Below are 25,258 nucleotides of genomic sequence, written 5' to 3' on the forward strand. Positions count from 1 at the left end.
ATTCTATTAATAAATTAATAAGGAGTAATTTATGACATATTCAATTGGTTTAGATATAGGGACTGGTTCCGTTGGCTGGGCTGTTATTGGGGATGATTATCGTTTAAAACGTGCCAAGGGTAAAAACTTAATTGGTGTACGATTGTTTGAATCAGCAACGACAGCAGCCGAAAGACGTGGTTATCGCACGACACGCCGTCGTTTATCACGTCGTCATTGGCGTTTACGTTTGTTAAACGATATATTTTCACCAAGTTTAGCAGAAGTAGATGAAAATTTCTTGCCCCGTCTCAAGTATTCTTGGGTTAGCCTAGCTGATGAACAAAATCTGCAGCTGAATAATAATGTTGCAAACGGGGCGTTATTTGGATCAAGTGAGGCGGATAAAGAATTTCACGACAACTATCCAACGATTTATCATCTGCGTCAAAAGCTTATGATAGATACGACCAAACATGATTTGCGTGAAGTTTATTTAGCAATTCATCACATCGTAAAGTATCGCGGTAACTTTTTGAATACAGCAGATAAAATTAATGCAGAGAATTCATTCAATGTTGATTTATTTGTAGAAGCGTTAAACGAGTATAATGGCTTTCTAGAAATGCCACTAGCGTCAATTGAAAATGTTCAATTGTTTGCAGACGTGCTAACAGACAAAAGCGCTCGTAACAAATCTGTCCGTGTAGAAAATGCTATGCTAGCGACTGTTGATGGTAAACCTAAAATTTTTAAAGCCATATTAACAGCATTAGTGGGTAATACAGCTAATTTTCAAACTATTTTTGAACTACCTGATCTAGAAAAAGACGAAGTAAAAAACTTTAAATTTAAACTAGATTTAGAAGATGTCGAAACAAAATTAGATGTTGTGCGAGCAAAACTGTCAGATGAACAAAATGCTTTTCTAGAGGCTATGTTAATAGCCTATGATGGTATTACTCTAAAAATGATTTTGGGTGATTACAAAAGTATTAGTCAATCAATGATTGAAAGTTATAAATCACATCAACGTGATTGGGCGTACATTAAAAATAATGTGCGAATAAACGAACAAAAAATTGAACCAGATAAAAACAGTGTCAAAATGTTCAAGTTAGATCCCAAAAAACTAATATATCCATCTAATTTAGCTTATTTACGGGTAATCTCATCAAATGAAGATGAACATAAAAAAGGTTTGGACTACTTTAAAGAAGCTATTCAAGATGCTGAGATACTACAACGCATTGAAAATGATACATTTTTACCAAAACAACGTACCAAACGAAATGGTGTTTTACCCTATCAATTACATTTAGCAGAGTTAGAACAAATTATTGAAAAGCAAAGCAAATATTATCCGTTTTTGGCTAACACATTCACGCAAGACAATAAATCAGAAAACAAATTGACGGGTTTATTAAAATTCAGAGTACCTTACTATGTTGGGCCGCTCGTAGAAGCACAAAAAGTTGCAGAAGATGGCAGCAATCATTGGCTAATTAAAAAGGAGACACAAGAGGACACACCAATTACGCCTTTTAACTTTGATGATGTTGTGGATAAAGATAAAAGTGGTGAACAATTTATTAAACGTATAACTGGTACTGATAATTATTTAATTGGGGAACCAACATTACCCCAAAATTCTCTTTTGTATCAAAAATATAATGTGTTGCAAGAATTGAACAATGTCCGTAATGAAAGACATCAACGACTACCAATTAAAGTGAAACAGGATATATATGAACATGTTTTTAAAGTAGATAAAAATGTTACTGCTAAAAAAGTGATGGTATATCTCAAATTAGCTGGTTATGGTGACTTTGAAATAGCTGGTTTATCGGACACACGGTCAGGCAAGTTTAACAGTAACTTAGTGAGTTATCATTATTTTGTTGACGTACTTGGTCGCGAAAAAACCGAAGCAATTGGTGAAGGGTAGTTAGAAGAAATTATTGAAATTCAAACAGTGTTTGAAGATAAAAACATCGTTGCGAGACGACTATCAAAACTAGATTATTTAACGCAACAAGAAAAAGATAAACTATCAGCTAAGCATTATACTGGGTGGGGCAGATTATCAAAAAAGTTATTGGACACTAAATTCATAGAGACTACTTTATCAGAAGCTGGCGATATCATACCGCAATCACACAGTATCATGGATTTGCTCTATCACTCTGATAAAAACTTAATGGAAATTCTGACTGATAAAAAATTCAATGTACAGGAATGGATAACAGAGCAAAACACTGGCGATGATATAACTGATAGTCTGTACGAGCAAATTAATGCGTTAGTAGGACCACAAAATATTAAACGTGGAATTACACAAGTTTTTGGTATTATTGATGACATCAAACAAGCAATGGGCAGCAATCCAGGAAAGGTCTACATAGAATTTGCCCGTGAACCACAAGATTCGCACGTAACTAATTCACGACTAAATAAGTTGCAGCAATTATATACTAGTCGCGAGTTGAAAGCTGAATTTTCTAAATTGCGTCAGGAATTGGCAAAGGAGACAAAACAATCCGTCCAAAATAAGCGCTTGTATTTATATTATTTACAAGAAGGTAAGGATATGTATACTGGCTTGCCAATTACATATAATCAAATCAGCACTAACTATGATATTGACCACATTATTCCACAAGCGTTTATTAAAGATGACTCATTTGATAATCTAGTGCTAGTCAACCGCGCGACGAATGCACGTAAGTCTGATTCACCAACCTTTACCAATGATATTATTGATAAAAGAAAAGTTTGGTGGCAGTCATTGGTCAAACATGACCTGATGTCGAAAGCAAAATTTGACCGATTAACTGATCGTCGTCAAAATTTCAGTGATAATCAGACAAGCCATTTTATTGCCAGACAATTAGTTGAAACACGCCAAATCATCAAAAATGTCGCTGATTTGATTAAAAATAATTATGAAGGGACACAAGTAGTGGCAATTCGTGCATCATTAACTGGTGAAATGCGCCGTTATATGAGGTGGCCAAAAAGTCGTGAGGTTAATGACTTTCACCATGCACATGATGCACTTATGATGGCAACTGTGGGTAAATATGTTGACAAACGTGGCTTTTTTGATAAAGGTAACGTCAGCGATGACACTGAGAACGCTTATAACCTATATACGAAAGACTGGCTAAAGCATGCACGTGCTGGCGTTAAAGATGATAGTCAACGCGTCAATCCATATGGCTTCATTGTGGGGTCGATGCAATCAAAATCAGTACGTCAACAGGTGAATACAGAGACTGGTGAAATTGTCTGGGGAGATGAGCAATTTAAATACTTGCAAACTGTGTTGGACTATAAAAAAATATTAGTCACAAGACGTTTAAGTGGTCCATCTGGAAAATTATATAATGACACACTGCTTGGACCAAATCCTAAAGCTAAATTAATTGCCCAAAAAGTGAATCGCTCAGTCGAGCTATATGGGGGATTTACACAAGCTAAGTCAGCTTATATGAGTTTAGTTGAGTTTGATAAAAAGGATGAAAAGTCCTATAAATTATTAAAAGTGCCGATGACTATCGCTAATCGGGTTAATGACAAACAATTAACAGTATCAAAGTATATTGAAACGTTGAATTTGCGTGACTTTAGTCGTGTTGTTATCGACAAGTTGCCTTTAGGTACTTTAATTCGAGAAACTGATGGCAGTGAATTTTATGCAGCAACGTCAGAAATGAAACACAATGCTAAGCAACTTTGGGCGCCTAAAGAAATTTTAAGAAGTGCCGAAAAATTAGATAAGGCAACTGCTGAAGAATTAATTGCTATATTTGATTTCTTGACCAGTGACAAGACAGTCACTAATTTTAAATTTTATGAAAAGGATTTGCTACACTTGATAAATGTGCGTGACAAGTTTATTGAAGTGAATGACGACATTAAAGGAAAAGTCTTATCGGATGTTATCGATGAACTGCACAATGATGCCGGATGGTGTGATCCGTTTAAGCATATTAGAGAGAGACCAGCATGGATATATTTACAAACTCAAGATAAAGGTAATGGCGGCATTAAACTATCTTCAGGCGCAAGTATAGTATATCAATCACCAACAGGGCTATTTGAAACAATTAAAATCGTCGGTGAATAAAAAAGAAATCCCGTGCTGTTTAGTAACAACACGGGATTTTATGTACGGCCATAAGGCCACTCTGATGAGTAATTAAGCTTGGCATAAAGCCTTGCGTTACTTCAATATTGTGTATCAGATCAATGAGGTTCAACCTCTAAGGAATGACTAATTCCTTAAATATCATTTTATCATAAATAACCGGAGGATACAACATGGCATGGCGGACAGTCGTGATAACAAAACATAGTAAACTGAACTACAAAATGAATCATTTAGTAGTCCAAACGTCTGAAAAAACGTTTCAAATACCCATGGAAGACATTCAAATTATTTTGATTACGACCACGCAGGCAGTTGTCACAGCTTATGTGATTGCCGAAACAATCAAAAGGAATATTAAAATTATTTTTTCAGATATCAATGGACAGCCCATTGGTGAAATTAATCAGTATCATACGAACGGTAAGCATAATCGTAATATTAGTCAACAAATTGTTTGGTCGACGCAGAGAAAAAATTTGTTGTGGAGCGAAATCGTCAAACGTAAAATTGAAAATCAGATGCAGGTGCTTTTTTCTTATCAGACGGCAGACAAAGAAAAATTTCAAGCCTTAATTGCTGGTATTGAAGTTGGCGATGAAACTAATCGAGAAGCAGTAGCTGCGAGAATGCACTTTAATCGACTATTTGGCAATGAATTTGTGAGACATGAATCAGGAATCATTAATGCGATGTTAGATTATGGTTATCAAATTTTGATGGCTGCAGTTGCCAGAGAAATTGTATTACAAGGTTATTTGTCAGAGTTGGGTATTCATCATAATGGCGCACAGAATGATTATAATTTGGCTTCTGACTTAATGGAGCCGTTTCGACCGTTGATTGATGCAGTCGCAAAAAAATATGAACATGAAACGGCGCTAAACTTAGATATCAAATTGGCTTTGGTAGATGTTGTTAACCAAGTTATTGAAATCAATGGGCAACAAATGTTAGTGACTAATGCAATCACTATTTTAGTACGTGATGCAATAAACTATTTAAATAATGGTTTAAAATTACCAGAATGGCGGTTTGAAATTTGAGGTATCGTATAATGAGAGTGATGATTTTCTTTGATTTACCAACTTTGACTGACGCTGATCGACGAAATTATCGTCATTTTCGAAAAAGTTTGATTAACGAAGGCTTTTTGATGATTCAAGAGTCTGTTTATGTACGTGTAACAACTAATCGTCAAGCGGCAACACTGTTAGAAAATCGTATTCAGACGATTACACCAGTTGATGGCTTAGTACAATCTTTAATTGTGACAGAAAAACAGTATACGATGATGAAATTTCTATCTGGTACACCTAGTGATGATGTCAGAAATTCAGATGAAAAGATGGTTGTCATATGACTTATTCAATTGTATGTTTTCCAAATAGTCCCATACAGGTAACTTCAGGATTGACTATGATTTCTATCGCTAATCATAAACTATATTGGCAATTAAGTACAGGATTGAAAGAGACTAGTGAAGACGTAACATTAGGCCAAGATGGCCACATTGTCGATGTTAATAAGGCTGTTATGTTTATTGGTGATATAGGTGCGCAACTCGATGTGAATAAGTTATATCAAAAAAGTATTGTTAATACGATTAAAAATTATGCAGATGACCAAGCATTAGAAACGTTTTATAAAATCAATGCTGAATTAAATCACGTACTAGAAAATATTATATTAGAGAATAATTTACCTTTCTATTTTCAAACAGAATTTAATATTGTTGAACTAATAAATGAGAAAAAAATTAAGATAGAAACGCTGACAAACAGCTCTGGATTTGGTAAAATAGAAGATGTAGTGAACGTTGCTGGTGAGTTTTCAGAGCAACGTTTAATCGTTTTTACCAATATCTATTTGTTGTTGTCGATTGATCAGATTGACTATCTGAATAATCTAGCGAAGACAATGAATTTATGTTTGATTTCTCTTAATTTGACACAAAATCCTGTTATGACTAAACAGGGTTCGTCTTCAGAAATTTTCATTGATGAAGATTTCGTTCGCATTGGTGCTGACTAACCAATGCGAACAGGCGGTCTGCTTCAGATGTGTGTCAGATCAATGAGGTTCAAACCAATAAAGGAGTCGCAACCTGATACGCATATGCTTCAGATGTGTGTCAGATCAATGAGGTTCAAACCATGGGTGGATATGATAAACCCCTAAATGATGCTTCAGATGTGTGTCAGATCAATGAGGTTCAAACCTTTAAAGCCTTCCGCAGTGTATACTTTAATGCTTCAGATGTGTGTCAGATCAATGAGGTTCAAACCACGACATGAATTTCTTACTTAATTCTTTGTGCTTCAGATGTGTGTCAGATCAATGAGGTTCAAACCAAAAATATCGCTTTTGAAGAAAAATAAGAAGCTTCAGATGTGTGTCAGATCAATGAGGTTCAAACCTTGTCGTACCAGAACCATCGTCGATATTGTGCTTCAGATGTGTGTCAGATCAATGAGGTTCAAACCCTAGTGCCGGAATGGCAACAGCGCGTTCAGGCTTCAGATGTGTGTCAGATCAATGAGGTTCAAACCCATATTCTATCGTGTCTGAATACATCCCCTGCTTCAGATGTGTGTCAGATCAATGAGGTTCAAACCTCATATTCTGTATATGTTGACAAAGGCACGGCTTCAGATGTGTGTCAGATCAATGAGGTTCAAACCTTATTGTATTAAGCGATTAGGAGAACGACAGCTTCAGATGTGTGTCAGATCAATGAGGTTCAAACCACATTGGCTAAAGAAGAAGTACATTGACAAGCTTCAGATGTGTGTCAGATCAATGAGGTTCAAACCATCTGTCTCAATCAGAATTAGCTAACTTTCGCTTCAGATGTGTGTCAGATCAATGAGGTTCAAACCTATTTTGATTGCTGTTTCTGGTTCTTTAATGCTTCAGATGTGTGTCAGATCAATGAGGTTCAAACCCATGACTCAAGACGATTTGCATAGAATACTGCTTCAGATGTGTGTCAGATCAATGAGGTTCAAACCCACGCTTGATGAGTGGTGACGATGGCGCATGCTTCAGATGTGTGTCAGATCAATGAGGTTCAAACCATGTGCTGCGTTCTTACTGCCGTTGAATACGCTTCAGATGTGTGTCAGATCAATGAGGTTCAAACCAATCCCATTAGTATACATGTTTGCGTTTGAGCTTCAGATGTGTGTCAGATCAATGAGGTTCAAACCAACGGGCGATGAATCTAAACCATTTCTAGAGCTTCAGATGTGTGTCAGATCAATGAGGTTCAAACCACTTGTTGCGGTCATACTCTCGTAACCTCTGCTTCAGATGTGTGTCAGATCAATGAAGTTCAAACCAATTTTGATAATATGTGTTGTTCTTTTCTTGCTTCAGATGTTAAATGTCTTAACAAAAAGCAATCAAGGGGTACACTCATGAAAATCTCAACAATATGAGTTACAACTTTCGCGGTATTAACTTTAGTCCGGCTATGGCGTTTACGTCTTGAACAAGCCAACCAGCCAAGACCCACCAACTAAAGCTGCAGGCAGCGAAAATTCTGAAGTAACGCAATCAATCGAGTCAGCAGCACGATCGACACAAACAGATGCGGAACATGTTCAATCACTAGAGACCCAACCCCTACCAAACGAAGGGCAATACGGGGCAATGACAACTAACGGTAATAACGCTGACAAGTCAGTTGATTTTGATAACATCATCTATCTTGCATCACGTATGCAAATGTCGCGAGACAACAAATTAACTCAGTTAGACGCTTGGGGACTCAAGGTAACCACATCACAGCAAGCAGCTACTGCAACCATATGGGCGCGGGACCACGAAACAATCATCGGATATATTTACACCGATGGGTCAATTTACCTACCTTACACGCATCCCACAGCAAAAAATTAAAGCGCTTAGGCGCTTTTTTATGTTTTATATTTATCAAAAAATAAGTTTAAGCGAATAACAATTATGGTATGATATATTATGTTATAAATAATCACGTCAAACGTGTGATGGAGAAAGGGAGATTTTCCTGTTTTGGTAAATAAAAAATTGCGAGTCAAAGAACTACTCGTTTCAACAATAATTATTGGAGGTGTCTTGGGCACCATGTCCACGGTTAATGCTGCTGAAAATACAGCGCGTGTATCGACACAAGTGTCAAGTACAATGGCAACAAGTTCGAGTGTTGCATCACAAGTGCCCAGTACTAAGGCGTCAAGTTCAACGATAGAATCACAACATTCAGTTGCAACAGATGAGCCAACACAAAACGCTAGTACTAATGCAACGCCGTCAACACGGGCGATTCAAATACCTCAGGCCAAATTTAAAATTGGTTCTGTCATCGCATTGACCGCTTCAGCAAAAACGTCCAACGGTACACAACTTCAAAGTTATGGTAACCAATCAGGTGTTGTGACAAAGGTTACAGCGTCAAAACATGCAAATTCAGACTATGTATATGATATTACGTTAGATAATGGTGTTGTTGTGTCTAACATCTTAGAGCAAGGTGTTGTTTCTTTTGACAAAATAAGTGCATTTAGCATCAATAATCGCGTTGAAATTAAAAAAGACGCTACGCGAGACGGTGACGCTAAAAATATTACGGCCTATCGCGGCATTGGTGGTACGATCACCAAGGTCACGCGGTTCCACCAGTTGTCATCAAATTTCTATTATCAAGTTACTTTGGATAATGGTGTTGTTATAGCCAAAGTATTGGAACAAGATTTACAACGATACACGAATAAACCTGTACATAAAGATGGATGGTCAAACGAAAATGGTGCAACCAAGTACTATGTTAATGGCCTGTCTGTTGTTGGTGAAAAGAAAATTGGTGGGCATTGGTATCATTTTGCCAGTAATGGTGTGCAATCAAAAGGTCTGACGACACTTGCACATAAAACGGTATTTTATGATGTCAATTCTGGTCAAATGACGTACGGATATGTTTGGGCTAATGGCGCTCTGATGTTTTTTGATACAGCTGACGGACACGCGTTAACTGGTGTGAGACACTATAGCGGTGGTGTGGAAGTTTATGGTTCTGACTTCAAGCAAATCCGTAATAACTATGCGACAATAGGTGGGACAAGATATTACTTGACTGGTAATGGTGACGCGTTCAAAGGCGCGCGAAAAGTCAATGGTCAGTTAGAATTTTACGGTGCTAATTATGTTCAAGTACGTCATAATTACACCTGGTTAAATGGGGCATTGATGTTCTTTGATGGCAATGGTCATGCGATGACAGGTGTGCGTCATTATGGCTCGAACATGGAATACTATGATGCTAACCATAAGCAGGTTCGAAATAGTTATATTCGTACCGGAAACACGTATTATTATTTGAAAGCTAATGGCGACGCTTTTAAGGGTCTGCGCCAGTATAGTAAGACAGGTATTGAGTATTACGGTTCTGATTTCAAACAAGTGCGTAATAACTATGCCACGGCTAATGGCGCAACGTACTATTTCAATGGTGACGGTGATGCAATTAAGCGCACACGTACAATCAACGGTAAACTTGAATATTATGGTGATAACTACAAACAAGTGCGCAACAATTACGCTTGGCTAAATGGTTCACTGATGTTCTTTGATGCAAAGGGTTACGCAATGACGGGTGTACGTCAGTATGGCGCCAATATGGAGTATTATGACGCTAATCACAAACAAATCCGGAATAGCTATGTGCGTACGGGTAACACATATTATTACATGAAAGCTAATGGTGACGCATTTAAAGGTCTGCGCCAATATAGTCCAACAGGGATTGAATATTATGGGACTGACTTCAAGCAAGTGCGCAATCAATCAGTGACGCTTGGTGATAAAATTTATCATTTCAACAAAGACGGTGATTCTGATGCAATCAAGCCTAAAAATCCTGCGGCTGCTAAATATGCAAAGAATGCTAGCGTATATATTACCAGTAATGCTGACCAATCAGTTAATGGTAACCATAATTTGAAAAACTATGTTGGACAAAATGTTAAAATAATCGCTGTAACATCTGAACAACATTTACAGTCAAATTGGCAGTACACGATTGAGCTCAACAATGGCACTGTTATAAAAAATGTACTTGAACAAGATTTACAAGAAAACAAGGTTGACTTTAAAGTTGACACGAATAAATTAATTGATTGGTTCCAAAGTCGCAAAGGTAAGTTGACTTATTCAATGTCTGGCTCTCGTAATGGAACAGATGGGACGGCTGATTGTTCAGGTTCTGTTGTACAAGCCATTCGTGACGCTGGCGGCACACCATACACATGGTTATACAATACCGAAGCTATTCATGATTACTTGAAAAGCAATCTCTATCAGCTCCTTGCTAACAATGATCGTGATGGTTGGTTATCAAAGCGTGGTGATATTGTTATCTGGGGGCAACAAGGTCATAGTGACGGGGCAGCTGGTCACATTGGTATTATCACGAATAATGCAGATAATCCATTATTCATTTCAACATGTTACATCACGCAAGGACAAAAAGGCACTGCTGTTCAAGAAGTACAATACAATCAATATGCTGCTAAGAATGGTTATCCCTATTATTATGTTTATCGTCTAGCGCAATAATAAAAAGTGCAAATTGAACAAACCCCTTTGAGTAGAAAAAATCTAACTTGAGGGGGTTTGTCTATTGCAGTACCGGGATTTAAATTAGCCTTAAACAATGTCATAATTGGCATCTTAATACTAATATATTAATTAGTTTTTAACAAATAAGACAAACTGGTTGTGATTTAGTCGCATTTAAGATAAAATTAAAAGGTATTTAAAACATTTGGAGGACTTACAATGTCTAACTGGACAATAGCTGCGGATCAAAAGAACCAAGGCACATTAGAATTTGAAATTTCACGCGCACAAGTTGAAGCAGGTCTAGAAAAGGCTTTCCAACAGAATAAAAATGAAGTTTCTATCCCTGGATTTCGTAAGGGGAAAGTAACTAAAGCACTCTTTTTCTCAAAATTTGGGGAAGAAGCTTTGTATCAACAAACAATGGATATTGTTTTGCCAGCTGCATATGAAGCGGCTGTTGATGAAGCCGGTGTGACACCAGTAGGACGTCCTAATATCGAACCCGTATCAATGAATAAGGGTGAAGACTGGACAATGAAGGCTGAAATCACAACTGCACCTGAAGTGAAATTGGGTGAATACTTGAACCTTGAAGTTGAAGCAGCTGATACAGAAGTAACAGATGATGATGTTGAAGCAGAAATCAAGCATTTGCAAGATGGTCAAGCTGAGCTGGTTTTGCAAGAAGCCTCAGTTAAGGCTGAAGACGGCGATACAGTTATTATTGATTTTGATGGCTCAGTTGCCGGTGATCATTTTGATGGTGGCCAAGCTGACGATTTCTCATTGGAATTAGGTTCAGGTCAATTTATTCCTGGATTCGAGGAACAATTAGTTGGTCATTCAGCAGGTGAAGATGTTAAGGTTACTGTGACATTCCCTGAAGACTATCAAGCAGCAGACCTTGCTAATAAGGAAGCCTTGTTTGAAGTTAAAATTCATGAATTGAAGCGTAAGGAATTACCTGAAATTGATGATGAATTTGCCAAGGATGTTGACGAAGAAGTTGAGACTTTAGCTGAATTGAAAGAAAAGACAGCTAAGAAGTTAACTGAAGATAAAGCAGAGGCAGCACAAGCAGCTTTTGAAGATGCAGTCATCACAAAAGCAGTTGATAATGCATCAATCGATGGAGATACAATTCCGGAAGCAATGATTGATGAAGATGTTCACCGTCAAATTGATCAATATTTGGCACAACTACAACAACAAGGTATTTCACGTGAGATGTTCTTCCAAATTTCAGGTCAAACTGAAGATGATTTGCATAAGCAATTTGAAGAAGGTGCAGAAACTCGTGTTAAGACTAACTTAGTCCTTGAAGCAATTGTTAAGGCAGAAGCTATTGACCCAAGTGAAGATCAAATTAATGAAGAAGTAACTAACTTGGCAACACAATACAAGATGGAAGCTGCGCAAGTGCGTGCAAACTTGTCAGATTCATTGTTGAAGCATGATATTGCAATGCGTGAAGTAATTAAGACAGTTACTGACTCTGCAAAAGCAAAGTAAAAGTAGTTTTAGAAAAAGCCGTTAGGCTTTTTTTTAATCACTTAGGATCAGTGACAAATTTGAATGGTAGCTTTATGATATTTGCGCGTACGAACCAATAAAAAATTTGCACTTAAAATTGTTGTGTAATCTGTTAGAATAGAATAGTATTTAAAATTGATAAAATGACATGATTTAAATAAAATTTAAAGGATAATAATATGGCGCAGACACCAGATTTTGAAGAAGAAATTTATTGCAGTTTTTGTGGTAAATCTGCGAGTGAAGTACAAAAAATTGTTGCTGGACCAAGCGGCATTTATATTTGTAATGAATGCGTTGCGTTAGCTAAAAATATTATGGAAGAGGAATTAACAGTGGATCAAGCAGCAACAAAGCCCGTATCACTAGCATTGCCCACACCACATGAAATTGTTGAAGAATTAAACGATTATGTGATTGGACAAGAAGATGCAAAAAAGACCCTTGCAGTGGCAGTTTATAACCATTACAAACGTATTAATGAAAACTATACGCCGACGACCGACGTTGAATTACAGAAATCCAACATTGCTTTGATTGGGCCTACCGGTTCGGGTAAAACATATTTGGCACAAAGCCTAGCGCGCATTTTAGATGTACCTTTCGCTATAGCCGATGCTACGACATTAACAGAAGCTGGTTATGTTGGCGAAGATGTTGAAAATATTGTATTAAAATTATTGCAAGCAGCTAATTTCGATATTGAAGCGGCACAGCATGGTATTATTTACGTTGATGAAATTGATAAAATTGCTAAAAAATCTGAAAACGTCTCAATTACACGTGATGTTTCTGGTGAAGGTGTCCAACAAGCACTTCTAAAAATGTTAGAAGGCACAATTGCCAGTGTGCCACCACAGGGTGGTCGAAAGCATCCACAACAAGAGTTGATTCAAGTAGATACGACTAACATTTTATTCATTGTTGGTGGTGCTTTTGCTGGGATTGATACAATTATTAAGGAACGCTTAGGTGAGCGAGTTATTGGATTTGGATCTGATGCCAATGAAAATGCCGCAGCTTTAGATTCTGAAAATATTCTTGAGCATGTGCAACCAGAAGATATGACTAAGTTCGGGTTAATTCCTGAATTTATTGGCCGTCTACCAATCGTAACTGTATTAGATGAGTTGAAAATAGATGACTTGACGCGTATCTTAACTGAGCCTAAAAATGCGTTGATTAAGCAGTATACAGCTTTGCTTGGGTTGGATGATGTGATATTAGAATTTCAACCGGATGCTTTAGAAGCAATGGCTGAGTTGGCAATAAAACGGCATACTGGTGCAAGAGGTTTACGGTCAATTATTGAATTGACTATGAAAAATGTAATGTATGACATTCCAAGTCGTGATGATGTAGCAAAAGTTATTATCACCAAGGCCAGTGTTGTTGCTGGTGAACAGCCAGAACTACAGTTAAAAAAGGTGAAATAATGGATGTACACAATGTTGACATGGTAATGAGTGCAGTTTCAGCGGCCCAATATCCTACAGATGGCAAACCAGAAATTGCGTTAGTTGGTCGCTCAAATGTTGGTAAATCATCATTAACTAATACGCTGATTCAACGTAAGAATTTTGCAAGAACATCATCACAACCAGGAAAAACACAAACACTAAATTTCTATAATGTTGAAGATAAGTTGTATTTTGTGGACGTACCTGGTTATGGGTATGCCAAAGTTTCTAAAAAACAGCGTGAAGAATTTGGTCGTATGATCGAAGAATATATCACGTCACGTAAACAATTACGTGGGATTGTCAGTTTAGTAGATGCACGTCACGAGCCAACTGAGGATGATGTCTCGATGTATGAATGGTTACATTATTATAATATTCCGATTTTGATTGTTGCAACAAAGTCAGATAAAATTTCAAAAAGTAAGTTTAATAAATACGCATCAAATATTAAGCAGACCCTTGGCTTTGATGAAGATGACAGTGAGTTTCAATTTTTTTCATCTGAAACAAAGTATGGTAAAGACCAAGTTTGGGAATGGATTGAAGCGCACATGTAAGCAGAGAAGAGTCGGTATTTCCGACTCTTTTTTAGTACAAGCGGTATATGACAAAATTAATTTTATAGAAGATGGTGGTTAGGCATATGATAAGTTCAACAGGTAATAAGTCTGATGCTTTGCGTCATCAGTTCATGCTATTGACAGATTTGATACAATAAGAGTATGACAAAATTACAGTATGCACAAATCATCGTTGATGTACCAACGATGCAAACGAATCAGCCGTACACGTATGTTGTACCAGAATCTATGTGTGAGACACTACAAATTGGCATGCGTGTTGATGTGCCATTTGGTCATCGACATGTGATGGGTTTTGTTGTAGCATTACAAGCAACGACGGATTTAGAGACGAATAAGTTGCGTTATATTACCAACCTATTAGATTTGACACCGGTTTTGAATGCAGAATTACTCCAATTGTCAGATTATTTAGCTGATGAAACTTTTGCGTTTCGTATTTCTATTTTGCAAACGATGCTACCCAATGCTTTAAGAGCAAGTTATGAACGCATTTTGAAAATTATTGACGACGTTGACGCTGATGTACGTGATCGTATTTTTAAAGGACTAGATGAAATTGTTTATCAAGCGCGCGAATTAAACGATTTGGATATTGATACGTTAACTAAATTGCGTCGCAATCACAAAATTGAAGTATCGGTCAATGTATCGAGTCGTGCAAAAGTTAAAACGCAGTTAGCCTATCAAGTTAACAATGATATTGAATTTTTGGAAAATGAATACCATGATTTGGGAGCAGCAAAAAAGCAACTTGAATTGTTAACGTTTGTTATGGGTCACTTAGGTGAAACGTGGGTTAAAAAGTCATTGCAAGAAATTATAAATGTCAGCGCTGCGACACTCAATCAAGGTGTCAGTAAGAAGTGGCTAAAAAAAACACGGGTAGAACAGTTACGTGATCCATTTTCAATGATTACTATCAAACCAACGATGGCTTTAACGCTCAATGACGAACAGCAAAATGCGTTAAATCAAATTGTGGCAAGCGCTGATGCGCAAAAGTATCAACCTTTTTTGTTGGCAGGTATTACAGGTTCAGGTAAAACAGAAGTTTATTTACAAGCAGCTCAGCATGTGTTTGACCAAGGGAAAACAGTCTTATTTTTAGTGCCAGAAATCGCGTTAACACCGCAAATGGTTCGTCGCGTGAAATCACGTTTTGGCACTCAAACAGCTGTGTTACACTCTGGTTTGTCTGATGGGGAGCGTTATGATGAATGGCGTCGGATTGAGCGAGGGGATGTCAAAATAGTTGTTGGTGCAAGATCAGCAGTTTTTGCACCGCTATCTCATATCGGGTTAATTATTGTTGATGAAGAGCATGAAACAACTTACAAACAAACAGATAATCCACGTTATAATGCGCGAGATGTTGCGCTTTGGCGTGGTAAATATTATCAAATTCCGGTCATATTGGGTTCAGCAACGCCATCATTGGAAAGTCGTGCGCGTGCACAACGTGGTGTTTATGAATTATTGCGTTTGACGCAACGTGCCGGGGGGGCTAAGCTACCACTTGTTGAAGTGATTGATATGAAAGCAACATTAGCGGATGGACCAGAAACAAATTTTTCTGATCAGCTAAAAAATAAATTGCAAGATCGTCTTAATCGGGGGGAACAGTCCGTATTAATGTTGAATCGGCGTGGCTATTCTAGTTTTGTCATGTGTCGTGACTGTGGTTTTGTGCCGCGAGATCCAGATTGTAACTTGGCAATGACATTACATATGGATTCCCACACGCTAAAATGCCATTACTGTGGACATGAAGAACCCATTCCAACAATCTGTGCTAATTGTGGTTCAAAAAGAATTCGTTATTATGGTACAGGAACTGAAAAAGTTGAAACAGAATTGGCAATGTTATTTCCAGAAGCACGTGTTATCCGTATGGATCAAGATACAACACGTAAAAAAGGGAGTATGGACAAAATGCTGCAAAAATTTGGGAATCACGAGGCTGATATTTTGCTTGGAACGCAAATGATTGCGAAAGGACTTGATTTTCCGGATGTCACGTTAGTCGGTGTTTTAAACGCTGATACATCATTAGGTTTACCGGATTTTCATGCAAGTGAACGCACTTTCCAATTGTTAACACAAGTCAGCGGTCGTGCTGGGCGGGGGAAAAAGCCTGGGGAAGTATTGGTCCAGACATTTAACCCTAAACATTATGCTATTGCTTACGCAAAAAACCATGATTATGAGGGGTTTTATAAACAAGAAATGGCAGTTAGACATGCAGGAAATTATGCACCATATTACTATACTGTCCAAATTCAAGCGAGCCATGTAACGGAAAATGAAACTGCAAAGCAGATGATACAAGTTGCGCGATGGCTACGAGCCCGCGTTGACGAACAGGTTATTATTTTAGGACCATCACCAAAGCCAATTGCAAAATTGCGTAATCGATATTATTTTCAAATTATTTTAAAATTTAAGCACCCGCATGAATTGGATGATTTGTTGTCAGAATTACAAAATCGCGCGCAAAAAGCCAAAAACGATTTGCGATTAATTATCGATCGTGACCCTGTTTCTTTTATGTGACAAATGTATGACAATATTCTATGCTATAATAGAAAGAAGCAAAATACTCGTAGTGCGAGTATTTTTTAGTGATTACAGGTATATGATTTGTAATCACTAAAAAATTAGTGTCGTTGAACGAACTAAATATAATCAATTCATCATTTAATTATAGAAAAGAGGCCTGATCTATCATGACATATTCTGTTGTACTCATGGGAACGCCGCAATTTGCGGTTCCTATTTTAGAAGCATTAATTGCTGATGATCAATATGATGTAAAGGCTGTTGTTACGCAACCTGATAGACCTCAAGGACGCAAACATATTTTGACACCTAGTCCAGTTAAACTTACGGCATTGGCACATGAATTGCCTGTATTACAACCTGAAAAAATTAGCGGATCAGACGAGATGCAACAAATTATCACATTGAATCCCGATTTTATTGTCACTGCGGCTTTTGGCCAATTTTTGCCTACTAAGTTGTTAGAAGCGGCTAAAATAGCTGCTGTCAATACGCATGCATCGTTGTTGCCAAAATATCGTGGTGGGGCACCAGTTCATTATGCGATTATGAATGGTGACACAGAGACAGGTGTTTCCATCATGTATATGGTTAAAAAAATGGATGCAGGCGATGTCATCGACGTTGTAAAAGTACCGATAACGAAGCAAGATAACGTTGGGACAATGTTTGATAAATTAAGTTTGGTTGGGCGTGATTTATTACTGGCAACTTTACCCAAAATCGCTATCGGTGATATCTCGCCGGTCAAACAAAATGATGATGATGTATCATTTTCACCTAATATTCCGCACCACATGCAAAATTTAAATTTTGCAACGGAGACAGCACAAAAAATCGACTGGCACGTTCGTGGTCTATATCCAACGCACCCAGCCTACGTTCAAGTTGCTGGGCAGCGTGTGAAACTCACAAAAGTAACGCCATTAGATGAAACAACTGACCAAGTTGCTGGACATGTTGTTGAAAGTACAAAGAAACAACTAAAAATTGCGGCAGCTGATCAGACAGTTGTTAGTATTGATAGATTACAACCAGCTGGTAAATCCGAGATGGCAGTTGCTGCCTATCTAAACGGAGCCGGTAGCCAGTTACAAGCTGGATATTTATGGGCAGAGGAGCCAATTAATGAGTGACAAACGTGTTTATAGTGATAACCCCCGTGTACTAGCGGTACAAACTTTAGCAAAAATTAAAAATGGTGCCTATTCTAATTTACAACTTAATCAAGTCATTAAACAACATCATTTAGGTGAGGCTGATAAGCGTTTATTAACAACGCTTGTATATGGCGTTATTCAACACCGAATGACTTTTGAGTATTGGTTGCTACCGTTTATTGGTGACAAAAAGATTGATGCTTGGGTGCGTGAATTACTGTATACGGCTATCTTCCAGATGAAGTTTTTGGATAAGATACCAGAGCATGCTATCTTTAATGAGTCGATTGAAGTTGCCAAAATATTGGGCCACGTAGGTACCGGAAAATACGTGACGGCTATTTTACATAATATCGGGCGTCAAGGCTTACAAGATACTGCTAAAATTGAAGATTCGATTCAGCGTTTATCTATTGAAAAAAGCCTACCAATTTGGTTAATTGAAGAATTAGTCAGACAAAATGGTGAACAAGCAACACGTGCTATGATTGAAACCATTAATGATGCACCACAACAGTCTGTTCGTGTGAATACGGTATTAGCAACGGATGAGGAAGTTGAGCAAGCATTAATAGCTGAAAACTTTACCTTTGTTAAATCACATGTCGCTGATCATGCTTATGTTGTTTCTGGTGGTCATGTGGCAAGTTCTAAAGCTTTCCATGATGGTTTATTGACCATACAAGATGAGAGTGCGATGTTACCGGTTGAAAGCATGCACTTGACAGAGGATGTTAAAACGATTCTTGATGCGGCGGCAGCTCCCGGTGGTAAGACAACGCAAATTGCACAATATATTGCTGAAGATGCGATGATTACAGCATTAGACATTCATGAACATAAGATCAAATTAATTAAGAGTCATGCTGAACGATTACACGTGTCAGAAAAAATAAATACGCGTGTGTTAGATGCACGTAAAGTACCAACAGAAATCGATCAAAAATTTGACCGTATTTTAGTTGATGCACCGTGCTCTGGCTTTGGTTTGCTACGACGCAAACCAGAAATTCGTTACGATAAAACTTTAAAAGATGTCGATAATTTAGCACATTTGCAGTTTGAAATATTAGATTCAGTTAGTCAAAATGTTGCTGATAATGGTATGATTGTTTACAGTACTTGCACGATTTTACGCCAAGAAAACGATGATGTCGTCGCAAAGTTCTTAGCAAAACATGCTGATTTTGAACTTGTACCAACACAAACATCAAAAAATTTAAAGCCAAATCGTCAAGAAAAAGTGTTACATGTTTACCCGAATGATTATCAAACAGATGGCTTTTTTGTGGCAACATTTCAAAAGAAAACAGCAACTACGAGTGCATAATCTATCGTAAAAAGTAAAGTGAAAATATATAACGTGAGATAAGACTTTCTAGTTATTTATTAGAAAGCCTTGAATAGTCCGTTTATAGAAGATAAAATAAACCTATGCAGATTGCATTTTATACAGATTCCGGCGCCAAACGTGTTGAAAATCAAGATTACGTTGGTGCATTTACTAATCAAAAAGGTTGCGTGATGGTCGTGGTAGCTGATGGTGTTACTTCCACTGAAGGCGGTGAAGTCGCTAGCGCTATGGCTGTGGAACATTTTGGTTACGCTTGGGAAAAGACAACAATTGAAACAATCAACCCGTCAATTACTTGGTTAAAAGAAACAGTCATTTTTGAAAATGATGTTATCTTAGAGGCGGGAAAACGATTTGATGATTTAAAAACAATGGCTACGACACTTGTAGTGGCTGTTTTGTTTGAGGAACAGGTAATTATTGGTAATTTAGGTGATTCTAAGGCATTTTTATTGCATCAAGATAATTTAAATCAAATATCATTTGATCACAATCTGAAAAATGAGCTTGTGCGGACTGGTACCGTCAGTCAAGCACAGGCGGAAAATGTGCCAAATGCAAATAGTGTGACACGATTTTTAGGGGTGGATAGGCATGCAGATATTGAAATTAAGCAGCATGCTTTTTCCGAAGATGATATGCTATTTTTAACATCTGATGGCATTACTAAAGTGTTAAATAAAACAACAATCAAGAAAATTATGACAGCTAAAACTACTTTAGATTTGCGTGCACACGAATTGATTCGGTCCGCTAACCGCAACGGTGCGTCAGACAATGTGACGGCACTATTGGTGAGTCGTAACAACGAAGAGGATACAAAATAATTATGTTACCAGATACAGTGATAGACAATCGTTATAAAATTATCAAATCGCTTGGTGGGGGTGGCATGGCCAATGTTTATTTGGCGCATGATGAATTTTTGGATCGCGATGTCACCTTTAAAATGATGCGATTGGATATGAAAAATGATGCCGAATTAGCAAAACGCTTTCAACGTGAAGCTGTTTCTGCGACAGAATTAGTGCATGATAATATTGTTCAAGTATATGATACCGGTGAATACGAAGGAACACAGTATTTGGTGATGGAATATGTCGCAGGTAACGACTTGAAATCCTACATTGCCGAACATTTCCCGATTCCCTATCAACAAGTGGTCGATATCATGACACAAGTTTTAAGTGCAGTGCAAGAGGCACATGATGCTGATATCATACATCGCGATTTAAAGCCGCAGAATATTTTAATTGATGACCAAGGTCAGGTTAAAATTACTGACTTTGGCATTGCTATTACAAAATCGGTGCAAGATATGACGCAAACAAATACTGTTATCGGTTCAGTCCATTATTTATCTCCTGAACAAACGCGTGGTGGTCTGGCATCAGCCAAATCAGATATTTATGCGCTTGGGGTCATGCTTTATGAGATGCTTACAAAACAAGTGCCTTATGAAGGGGATACACCGGTTGCGGTTGCAATGAAGCATACGACTGAGGATATGCCATCTGTTCGTGATTTTGATCCACGTATTCCGCAAGCGCTAGAAAATGTTATTCTCAGGGCAACTGCCAAAAGACCGCAGGATCGTTATTTAAGTGCTGCTGCGATGTCTGAAGATTTGAATACAGCATTATCACCAAGACGTTCAGATGAAATGCGATTTGCGCCAATATCTGATACTATTGATGAGACACGAATTATTCCCATGGCGCAAATTCAAGATCAATTAAAGACTGGTGTATCATCAGACAAAATTTTTCCAGATGACGTACCAGAAGAACCCTCAATAAAAGATGTGATTATATCACATGGTAAAAAGGGTTATTCTGTTAAAGATATTGCCCATATTGTTGATCGGGAGCCCAATTATGTCCGTAGTGTTTTGCGAGGAAATGGTATTAAATTTCGTAAGCCACCTAAATGGCCTTGGGCTCTGTTGAGTATTGTCTTAATTGCTATCGTTGCTATTGTGTTTTTAAATTACCAGTCAAGTAAAGCGGTTGTACCAAATGTTGTTAATTTAACACAAGATCAAGCAACAGCGAAAATTAAAAAAGCAGGTTTAGTTGTCGGAACAGTTAGTTCAACACCGTCAAAAATAATTACTAAGGATCATGTTGTACGTTCAACGCAAAGTAGTGGGTCAGAAGCTAAAAAAGGAGATAGTGTTAACTTAATTATGTCTTCTGGACGCGCAAAAGTACGTTTTGGCGATTATGTTGGCTCGGACTATGATGTAACTGCGGCACAACTCCGTGCACAAGGGTATTCTGTTATTAGAAAAGACAGTCCTTCTGATAGTGTATCCGAAGGTAGAATCATTTTACAATCGGTTGATGCTAATAATCGCGTTGATCCTACTGCAACAGATGTTCAATTCACCGTTTCAACTGGTGCAGAGAGAATTAATGTACCGGATTTCACTGTGAAAAGCACACAGGAACAAGTACAAAGTTGGGCAAGTGAACATGACATTGTCGTTAATTTTAATACGCAATATGATGGTAACACTAAAAAAGACCATGTAATCAGCCAGTCTATTCGTGGTGGGTCAAGTATTACTAAAGATATGGTATTACTTGTCACTATCTCACAGGGGCCGCAAGAATCATCGAGTGCGTCGTCTAGTAGTTCAAGTTCGTCTGGCTCCTCTTCTTCAAGTAGTTCGAGTTCATCGTCAAGCAGTTCATCAAGTAGTGAATCAAGTAGCAAAAATAGTGATTAAACAGATACAAGTCGATTATAATCGACTTTTTTGTTATAATAAAATTATGAAAACAGGACGCATTATTCGATCATTAAGTGGTTATTATGATATACAAATTTCAAACGGTGAGGTGCAGCGCACACGAGCACGAGGCGAATTCAGAAAATCAGGACAAAAACCACTTGTTGGCGATTTTGTTGACTTTGAGAGTGAGAACGATGAAGGTCTGATTTGGAAAATTCATCCAAGAGAAAATTTCCTTGTACGGCCTCTAATTGCTAATATTGATGTGGCAGTCATTGTAACCGCGCTGAAGGAACCAGATTTTGCACCAAATCTGCTAGATAGACAATTAGTTGCATTAGAAGCAGCTCATGTTACACCATTAATTTATTTAACAAAATCAGATTTATTAACTGAATCTGAATATATAGAAGCAACAAAAATAGCGGAACGTTATTTGACTATTGGCTATAAAATAATATTACCTCTCTCAAACAGCACGCATGATGATTTTTTGGAACTGCGATCTGAATTACGCGGCAAAGTTGCTGTATTTATGGGACAGACTGGTGCCGGAAAATCAACACTCTTGAACCAATTGTCGCCTGAGTTGGGGCTTGAGACTGGTATTGTCTCAAAAGCACTAAGCCGCGGTAAACACACAACGCGTCAGGTGACGCTGATTCATGTTGACGATGCTTTGATTGCAGATACACCAGGATTTTCGTCTTATGAAGTCTTTGATTTTTCAGCTGAGACGCTAGATGATTTTTTTCCTGAGTTTGTGGTTGCACGTCAGAACTGCCGTTTTCGTGGCTGTTTACATCTCAATGAACCAGGATGTGCTGTAAAGGAAAGCGTAAAAATAGGCACAATAGCACAATCACGGTATAATAGTTATAAGGCCTTCTACGATTTGATTAAGTCGCAAAAGCCAAGATATAATACAGATAACCGAAACATTTAGGAAGAAGGAAAAGTAACATGGCAGGAATTATTGCACCATCTATATTGAGCGCAGATTATACGAATTTAGAGCGTGACGTAAGGCTTGTAGAAGCGGCTGGTGCTGAGTATTTGCATATCGATGTGATGGATGGCAGTTTTGTCCCATCAATTTCTTATGGTCCAAATTGGGTTAAACAGTTGCGTCCAGAAACAGATATGATTTTGGATGTGCATTTAATGGTTGTCCATCCGGAAAAAATTGTTGATGACTTTGCTGATGCTGGGGCCGATATCATTGGTGTGCACGTTGAGGCAACGCCACATATTCATCGTGCACTACAAATGATTAAGAACAAAGGTGTTAAAGCGGAAGTTGTCATAAATCCAGGAACACCCGTGTTGGCAATTGAGTCTGTATTGGATATGGTTGATCAAGTACTTGTGATGACTGTTAATCCTGGTTTTGGTGGACAAAAGTTTTTACCATCTGCTATTGAAAAGATTGCGCAACTGAAAGCTATTCGTGATGAGTTGGGTTATGATTTTGATATTGAAATTGATGGTGGCGTGAATAATGAAACAATTTCAGCTGCTTTTGAAGCAGGTGCAAATGTTTTTGTTGCAGGGTCATATGTCTATGATAAAATAGATCCAGCGGCTAAAATTGCTATTCTGAAAGACTTGACAAAATAATGCAAATTAATATTTTGGCAGGTGGGCCAACGGCGTTGTGGTCAAGCGACTTATTTGATACACCAGGGCTATGGATTGGTGCCGATCGCGGTGCTTGGCGATTATATGAGCATCATGTACCGATGTCGCTGGCTGTGGGAGATTTTGATTCACTGGCTCCAGATGAGTTGCAAATATTAGAATCACATTTGAAAACAAACGAAGTGATACATGTTAAGGCTGAAAAAGATGAAACTGATACAGAACTTGCTTTAATGTATGCGCAAGCACAAAATCCAGATGAGATTAATATATTTGGCGCAACGGGTGGCCGATTGGATCATCTATTAAGTAATTTATGGTTGTTAGCCGATCCGGTGTTTGAAAAAATTATTGAAAAAACAAAGTTCATTGATGATATGAATATTGTCAGTTATTTAACAGCGGGTTTAAAAACAGTTAATAAAGTACCAGGTACAAAATATCTTGGGTTTATGCCACTGACAACAGTTTCTAATTTTAAGATAATTGATGCAAAATATCCTTTAACATTAACAAATAATGTTAACAAAATGTGGTCATCGAATGAATTTTTAAATGACGTGGTACATGTGAGTTTTGATGCCGGCATTATTATGGTTACGCAAACAAGAGATAAAGCGTAATATAATTTTGTCATTAGAAAAGTAAGCATATAGGCTTATGAGGATAAAATTATGACAGTAAAAACAGTTGAAGATGCAACATTTGAACAAGTCACAGCTAGTGGTGTAAGTATCACAGACTTTTGGGCAACGTGGTGTGGTCCTTGTCGTATGCAATCGCCAGTATTAGAGGCCTTGTCTGAAGAAGTTGATAACGTTAATTTTATTAAGATGGATGTTGACGCCAACCCTGATACACCAGCGAAATTTAGTATTCGTGCGATTCCAACGTTACTAGTTCAAAAAAATGGTGAGGTTGTTGAACGGCTAACAGGTTTTCATACAAAAGACCAATTAGCTAATGTTTTGGCGAAATATGCAAAATAACTTGCCAAAGTGCTTCTAATCTGGTAAAATTTACTAATGTTGTAGAAAGAGCTTTTTTAAAATAATAGCTCGAAAAGGAGGGTCGAACATGGCAAAAGATGCTATTACAGGCGCACGCACACGTTTTGGTAACCAACGCTCACACGCGTTGAATTCAAGTCGTCGTAGCTGGAAGCCAAACTTGCAAAAAGTGACTGTTAAGATTAATGGTGCACCTGCAAAAAAAGTTTACTTATCAGCACGTACTTTGAAGTCTGGGTTGAAGACCGGTACTATCGAACGCGTATAAGCAGTCATGCGATTAAACTGAGGTTTAAATGTTATTCGCGCATAACTGACATAAAACGGCCACCACTCCGGTGGTTTTTTTATGTCAAATAATTGATTGTAAGGGTACGTTTATTGTTGAGGTATGTTAAAATAATAGCAATAGACCTTTCAGGGAGGAAATGCACTAACTTAGTGGGACTCAGATGTTTAAGGACAAAATCGCTGTGCAT

At 37.8% G+C, this 25,258-nt stretch carries 18 protein-coding genes, 1 pseudogene and 1 CRISPR repeat array; all 19 genes and pseudogenes read left to right on the forward strand.

Annotated elements, in window-relative coordinates:
- Window positions 1-31: 31 nt before the first annotated feature.
- The 19 genes and pseudogenes from cas9 (at window position 32) to rpmB (ending at window position 25,047) form a co-directional block, all read left to right on the forward strand.
- A pseudogene (gene cas9, locus AB3K24_RS03310) lies at window positions 32-4,111 on the forward strand (type II CRISPR RNA-guided endonuclease Cas9).
- A 194-nt stretch (window positions 4,112-4,305) separates the two neighbouring features.
- Window positions 4,306-5,178, forward strand: a complete 873-nt coding sequence (gene cas1 / locus AB3K24_RS03315) for a type II CRISPR-associated endonuclease Cas1 (protein WP_367973785.1) — start codon at window positions 4,306-4,308, stop codon at window positions 5,176-5,178.
- An 11-nt stretch (window positions 5,179-5,189) separates the two neighbouring features.
- Window positions 5,190-5,495 (forward strand): CRISPR-associated endonuclease Cas2, encoded by a 306-nt coding sequence (gene cas2, locus AB3K24_RS03320; RefSeq protein ID WP_367973786.1) that lies wholly within the window; start codon window positions 5,190-5,192, stop codon window positions 5,493-5,495.
- On the forward strand, window positions 5,492-6,166 hold the full coding sequence (gene csn2, locus AB3K24_RS03325) for a type II-A CRISPR-associated protein Csn2 (RefSeq protein WP_367973787.1): 675 nt from the start codon (window positions 5,492-5,494) through the stop codon (window positions 6,164-6,166). Before cas2 ends, csn2 begins: the two co-directional genes overlap by 4 nt.
- Before the next feature lie 20 nt (window positions 6,167-6,186).
- Window positions 6,187-7,476: direct repeats of the CRISPR family, unit length 36 nt; unit sequence GCTTCAGATGTGTGTCAGATCAATGAGGTTCAAACC.
- 148 nt (window positions 7,477-7,624) lie between these two features.
- Window positions 7,625-8,038 (forward strand): hypothetical protein, encoded by a 414-nt coding sequence (locus tag AB3K24_RS03330; protein WP_367973788.1) that lies wholly within the window; start codon window positions 7,625-7,627, stop codon window positions 8,036-8,038.
- Window positions 8,039-8,170: 132 nt separating this feature from the next.
- Complete coding sequence (locus AB3K24_RS03335; protein WP_367973789.1) at window positions 8,171-10,729, forward strand: peptidoglycan amidohydrolase family protein; 2,559 nt, start codon at window positions 8,171-8,173, stop codon at window positions 10,727-10,729.
- A gap of 222 nt (window positions 10,730-10,951) precedes the next feature.
- Window positions 10,952-12,247, forward strand: a complete 1,296-nt coding sequence (gene tig, locus AB3K24_RS03340) for a trigger factor (protein WP_367973790.1) — start codon at window positions 10,952-10,954, stop codon at window positions 12,245-12,247.
- Window positions 12,248-12,447: 200 nt separating this feature from the next.
- Window positions 12,448-13,704 (forward strand): ATP-dependent Clp protease ATP-binding subunit ClpX, encoded by a 1,257-nt coding sequence (gene clpX, locus AB3K24_RS03345; RefSeq protein ID WP_367973791.1) that lies wholly within the window; start codon window positions 12,448-12,450, stop codon window positions 13,702-13,704.
- Window positions 13,704-14,288 carry a ribosome biogenesis GTP-binding protein YihA/YsxC gene (gene yihA, locus AB3K24_RS03350; RefSeq protein ID WP_367973792.1) on the forward strand — a complete coding sequence of 195 codons (585 nt, stop codon included), beginning with the start codon at window positions 13,704-13,706 and terminating at the stop codon, window positions 14,286-14,288. The genes clpX and yihA overlap by 1 nt, the downstream gene beginning before the upstream one ends.
- A 165-nt stretch (window positions 14,289-14,453) precedes the next feature.
- On the forward strand, window positions 14,454-16,868 hold the full coding sequence (gene priA / locus AB3K24_RS03355; RefSeq protein ID WP_367973793.1) for a primosomal protein N': 2,415 nt from the start codon (window positions 14,454-14,456) through the stop codon (window positions 16,866-16,868).
- Between the two features lie 173 nt (window positions 16,869-17,041).
- On the forward strand, window positions 17,042-18,010 hold the full coding sequence (gene fmt, locus AB3K24_RS03360) for a methionyl-tRNA formyltransferase (protein WP_367973794.1): 969 nt from the start codon (window positions 17,042-17,044) through the stop codon (window positions 18,008-18,010).
- Entirely contained in the window at window positions 18,003-19,364 is a 1,362-nt protein-coding gene (gene rsmB, locus AB3K24_RS03365; protein ID WP_367973795.1) for a 16S rRNA (cytosine(967)-C(5))-methyltransferase RsmB, read from the forward strand. Before fmt ends, rsmB begins: the two co-directional genes overlap by 8 nt.
- Window positions 19,365-19,468: 104 nt before the next feature.
- Complete coding sequence (locus AB3K24_RS03370) at window positions 19,469-20,215, forward strand: protein phosphatase 2C domain-containing protein (RefSeq protein ID WP_367973796.1); 747 nt, start codon at window positions 19,469-19,471, stop codon at window positions 20,213-20,215.
- A 2-nt stretch (window positions 20,216-20,217) separates the two neighbouring features.
- Window positions 20,218-22,122 (forward strand): Stk1 family PASTA domain-containing Ser/Thr kinase, encoded by a 1,905-nt coding sequence (gene pknB, locus AB3K24_RS03375; RefSeq protein ID WP_367973797.1) that lies wholly within the window; start codon window positions 20,218-20,220, stop codon window positions 22,120-22,122.
- A 46-nt stretch (window positions 22,123-22,168) separates the two neighbouring features.
- On the forward strand, window positions 22,169-23,074 hold the full coding sequence (gene rsgA, locus AB3K24_RS03380) for a ribosome small subunit-dependent GTPase A (RefSeq protein WP_367973798.1): 906 nt from the start codon (window positions 22,169-22,171) through the stop codon (window positions 23,072-23,074).
- 17 nt (window positions 23,075-23,091) lie between these two features.
- The gene (gene rpe, locus AB3K24_RS03385; protein ID WP_367973799.1) at window positions 23,092-23,748 is read left to right on the forward strand and encodes a ribulose-phosphate 3-epimerase; all 657 of its coding nucleotides are present in this window, start codon (window positions 23,092-23,094) and stop codon (window positions 23,746-23,748) included.
- A complete protein-coding gene (locus AB3K24_RS03390) occupies window positions 23,748-24,392 on the forward strand; it encodes a thiamine diphosphokinase (RefSeq protein ID WP_367973800.1) in 645 nt (214 codons plus the stop codon). The genes rpe and AB3K24_RS03390 overlap by 1 nt, the downstream gene beginning before the upstream one ends.
- Before the next feature lie 51 nt (window positions 24,393-24,443).
- Window positions 24,444-24,758 (forward strand): thioredoxin, encoded by a 315-nt coding sequence (trxA, locus tag AB3K24_RS03395; RefSeq protein WP_367973801.1) that lies wholly within the window; start codon window positions 24,444-24,446, stop codon window positions 24,756-24,758.
- 88 nt (window positions 24,759-24,846) lie between these two features.
- Complete coding sequence (rpmB, locus tag AB3K24_RS03400) at window positions 24,847-25,047, forward strand: 50S ribosomal protein L28 (RefSeq protein ID WP_010017046.1); 201 nt, start codon at window positions 24,847-24,849, stop codon at window positions 25,045-25,047.
- Window positions 25,048-25,258 lie beyond the last annotated feature (211 nt).

This window comes from Leuconostoc aquikimchii (assembly GCF_040838325.1).
Taxonomy (GTDB): domain Bacteria; phylum Bacillota; class Bacilli; order Lactobacillales; family Lactobacillaceae; genus Leuconostoc; species Leuconostoc aquikimchii.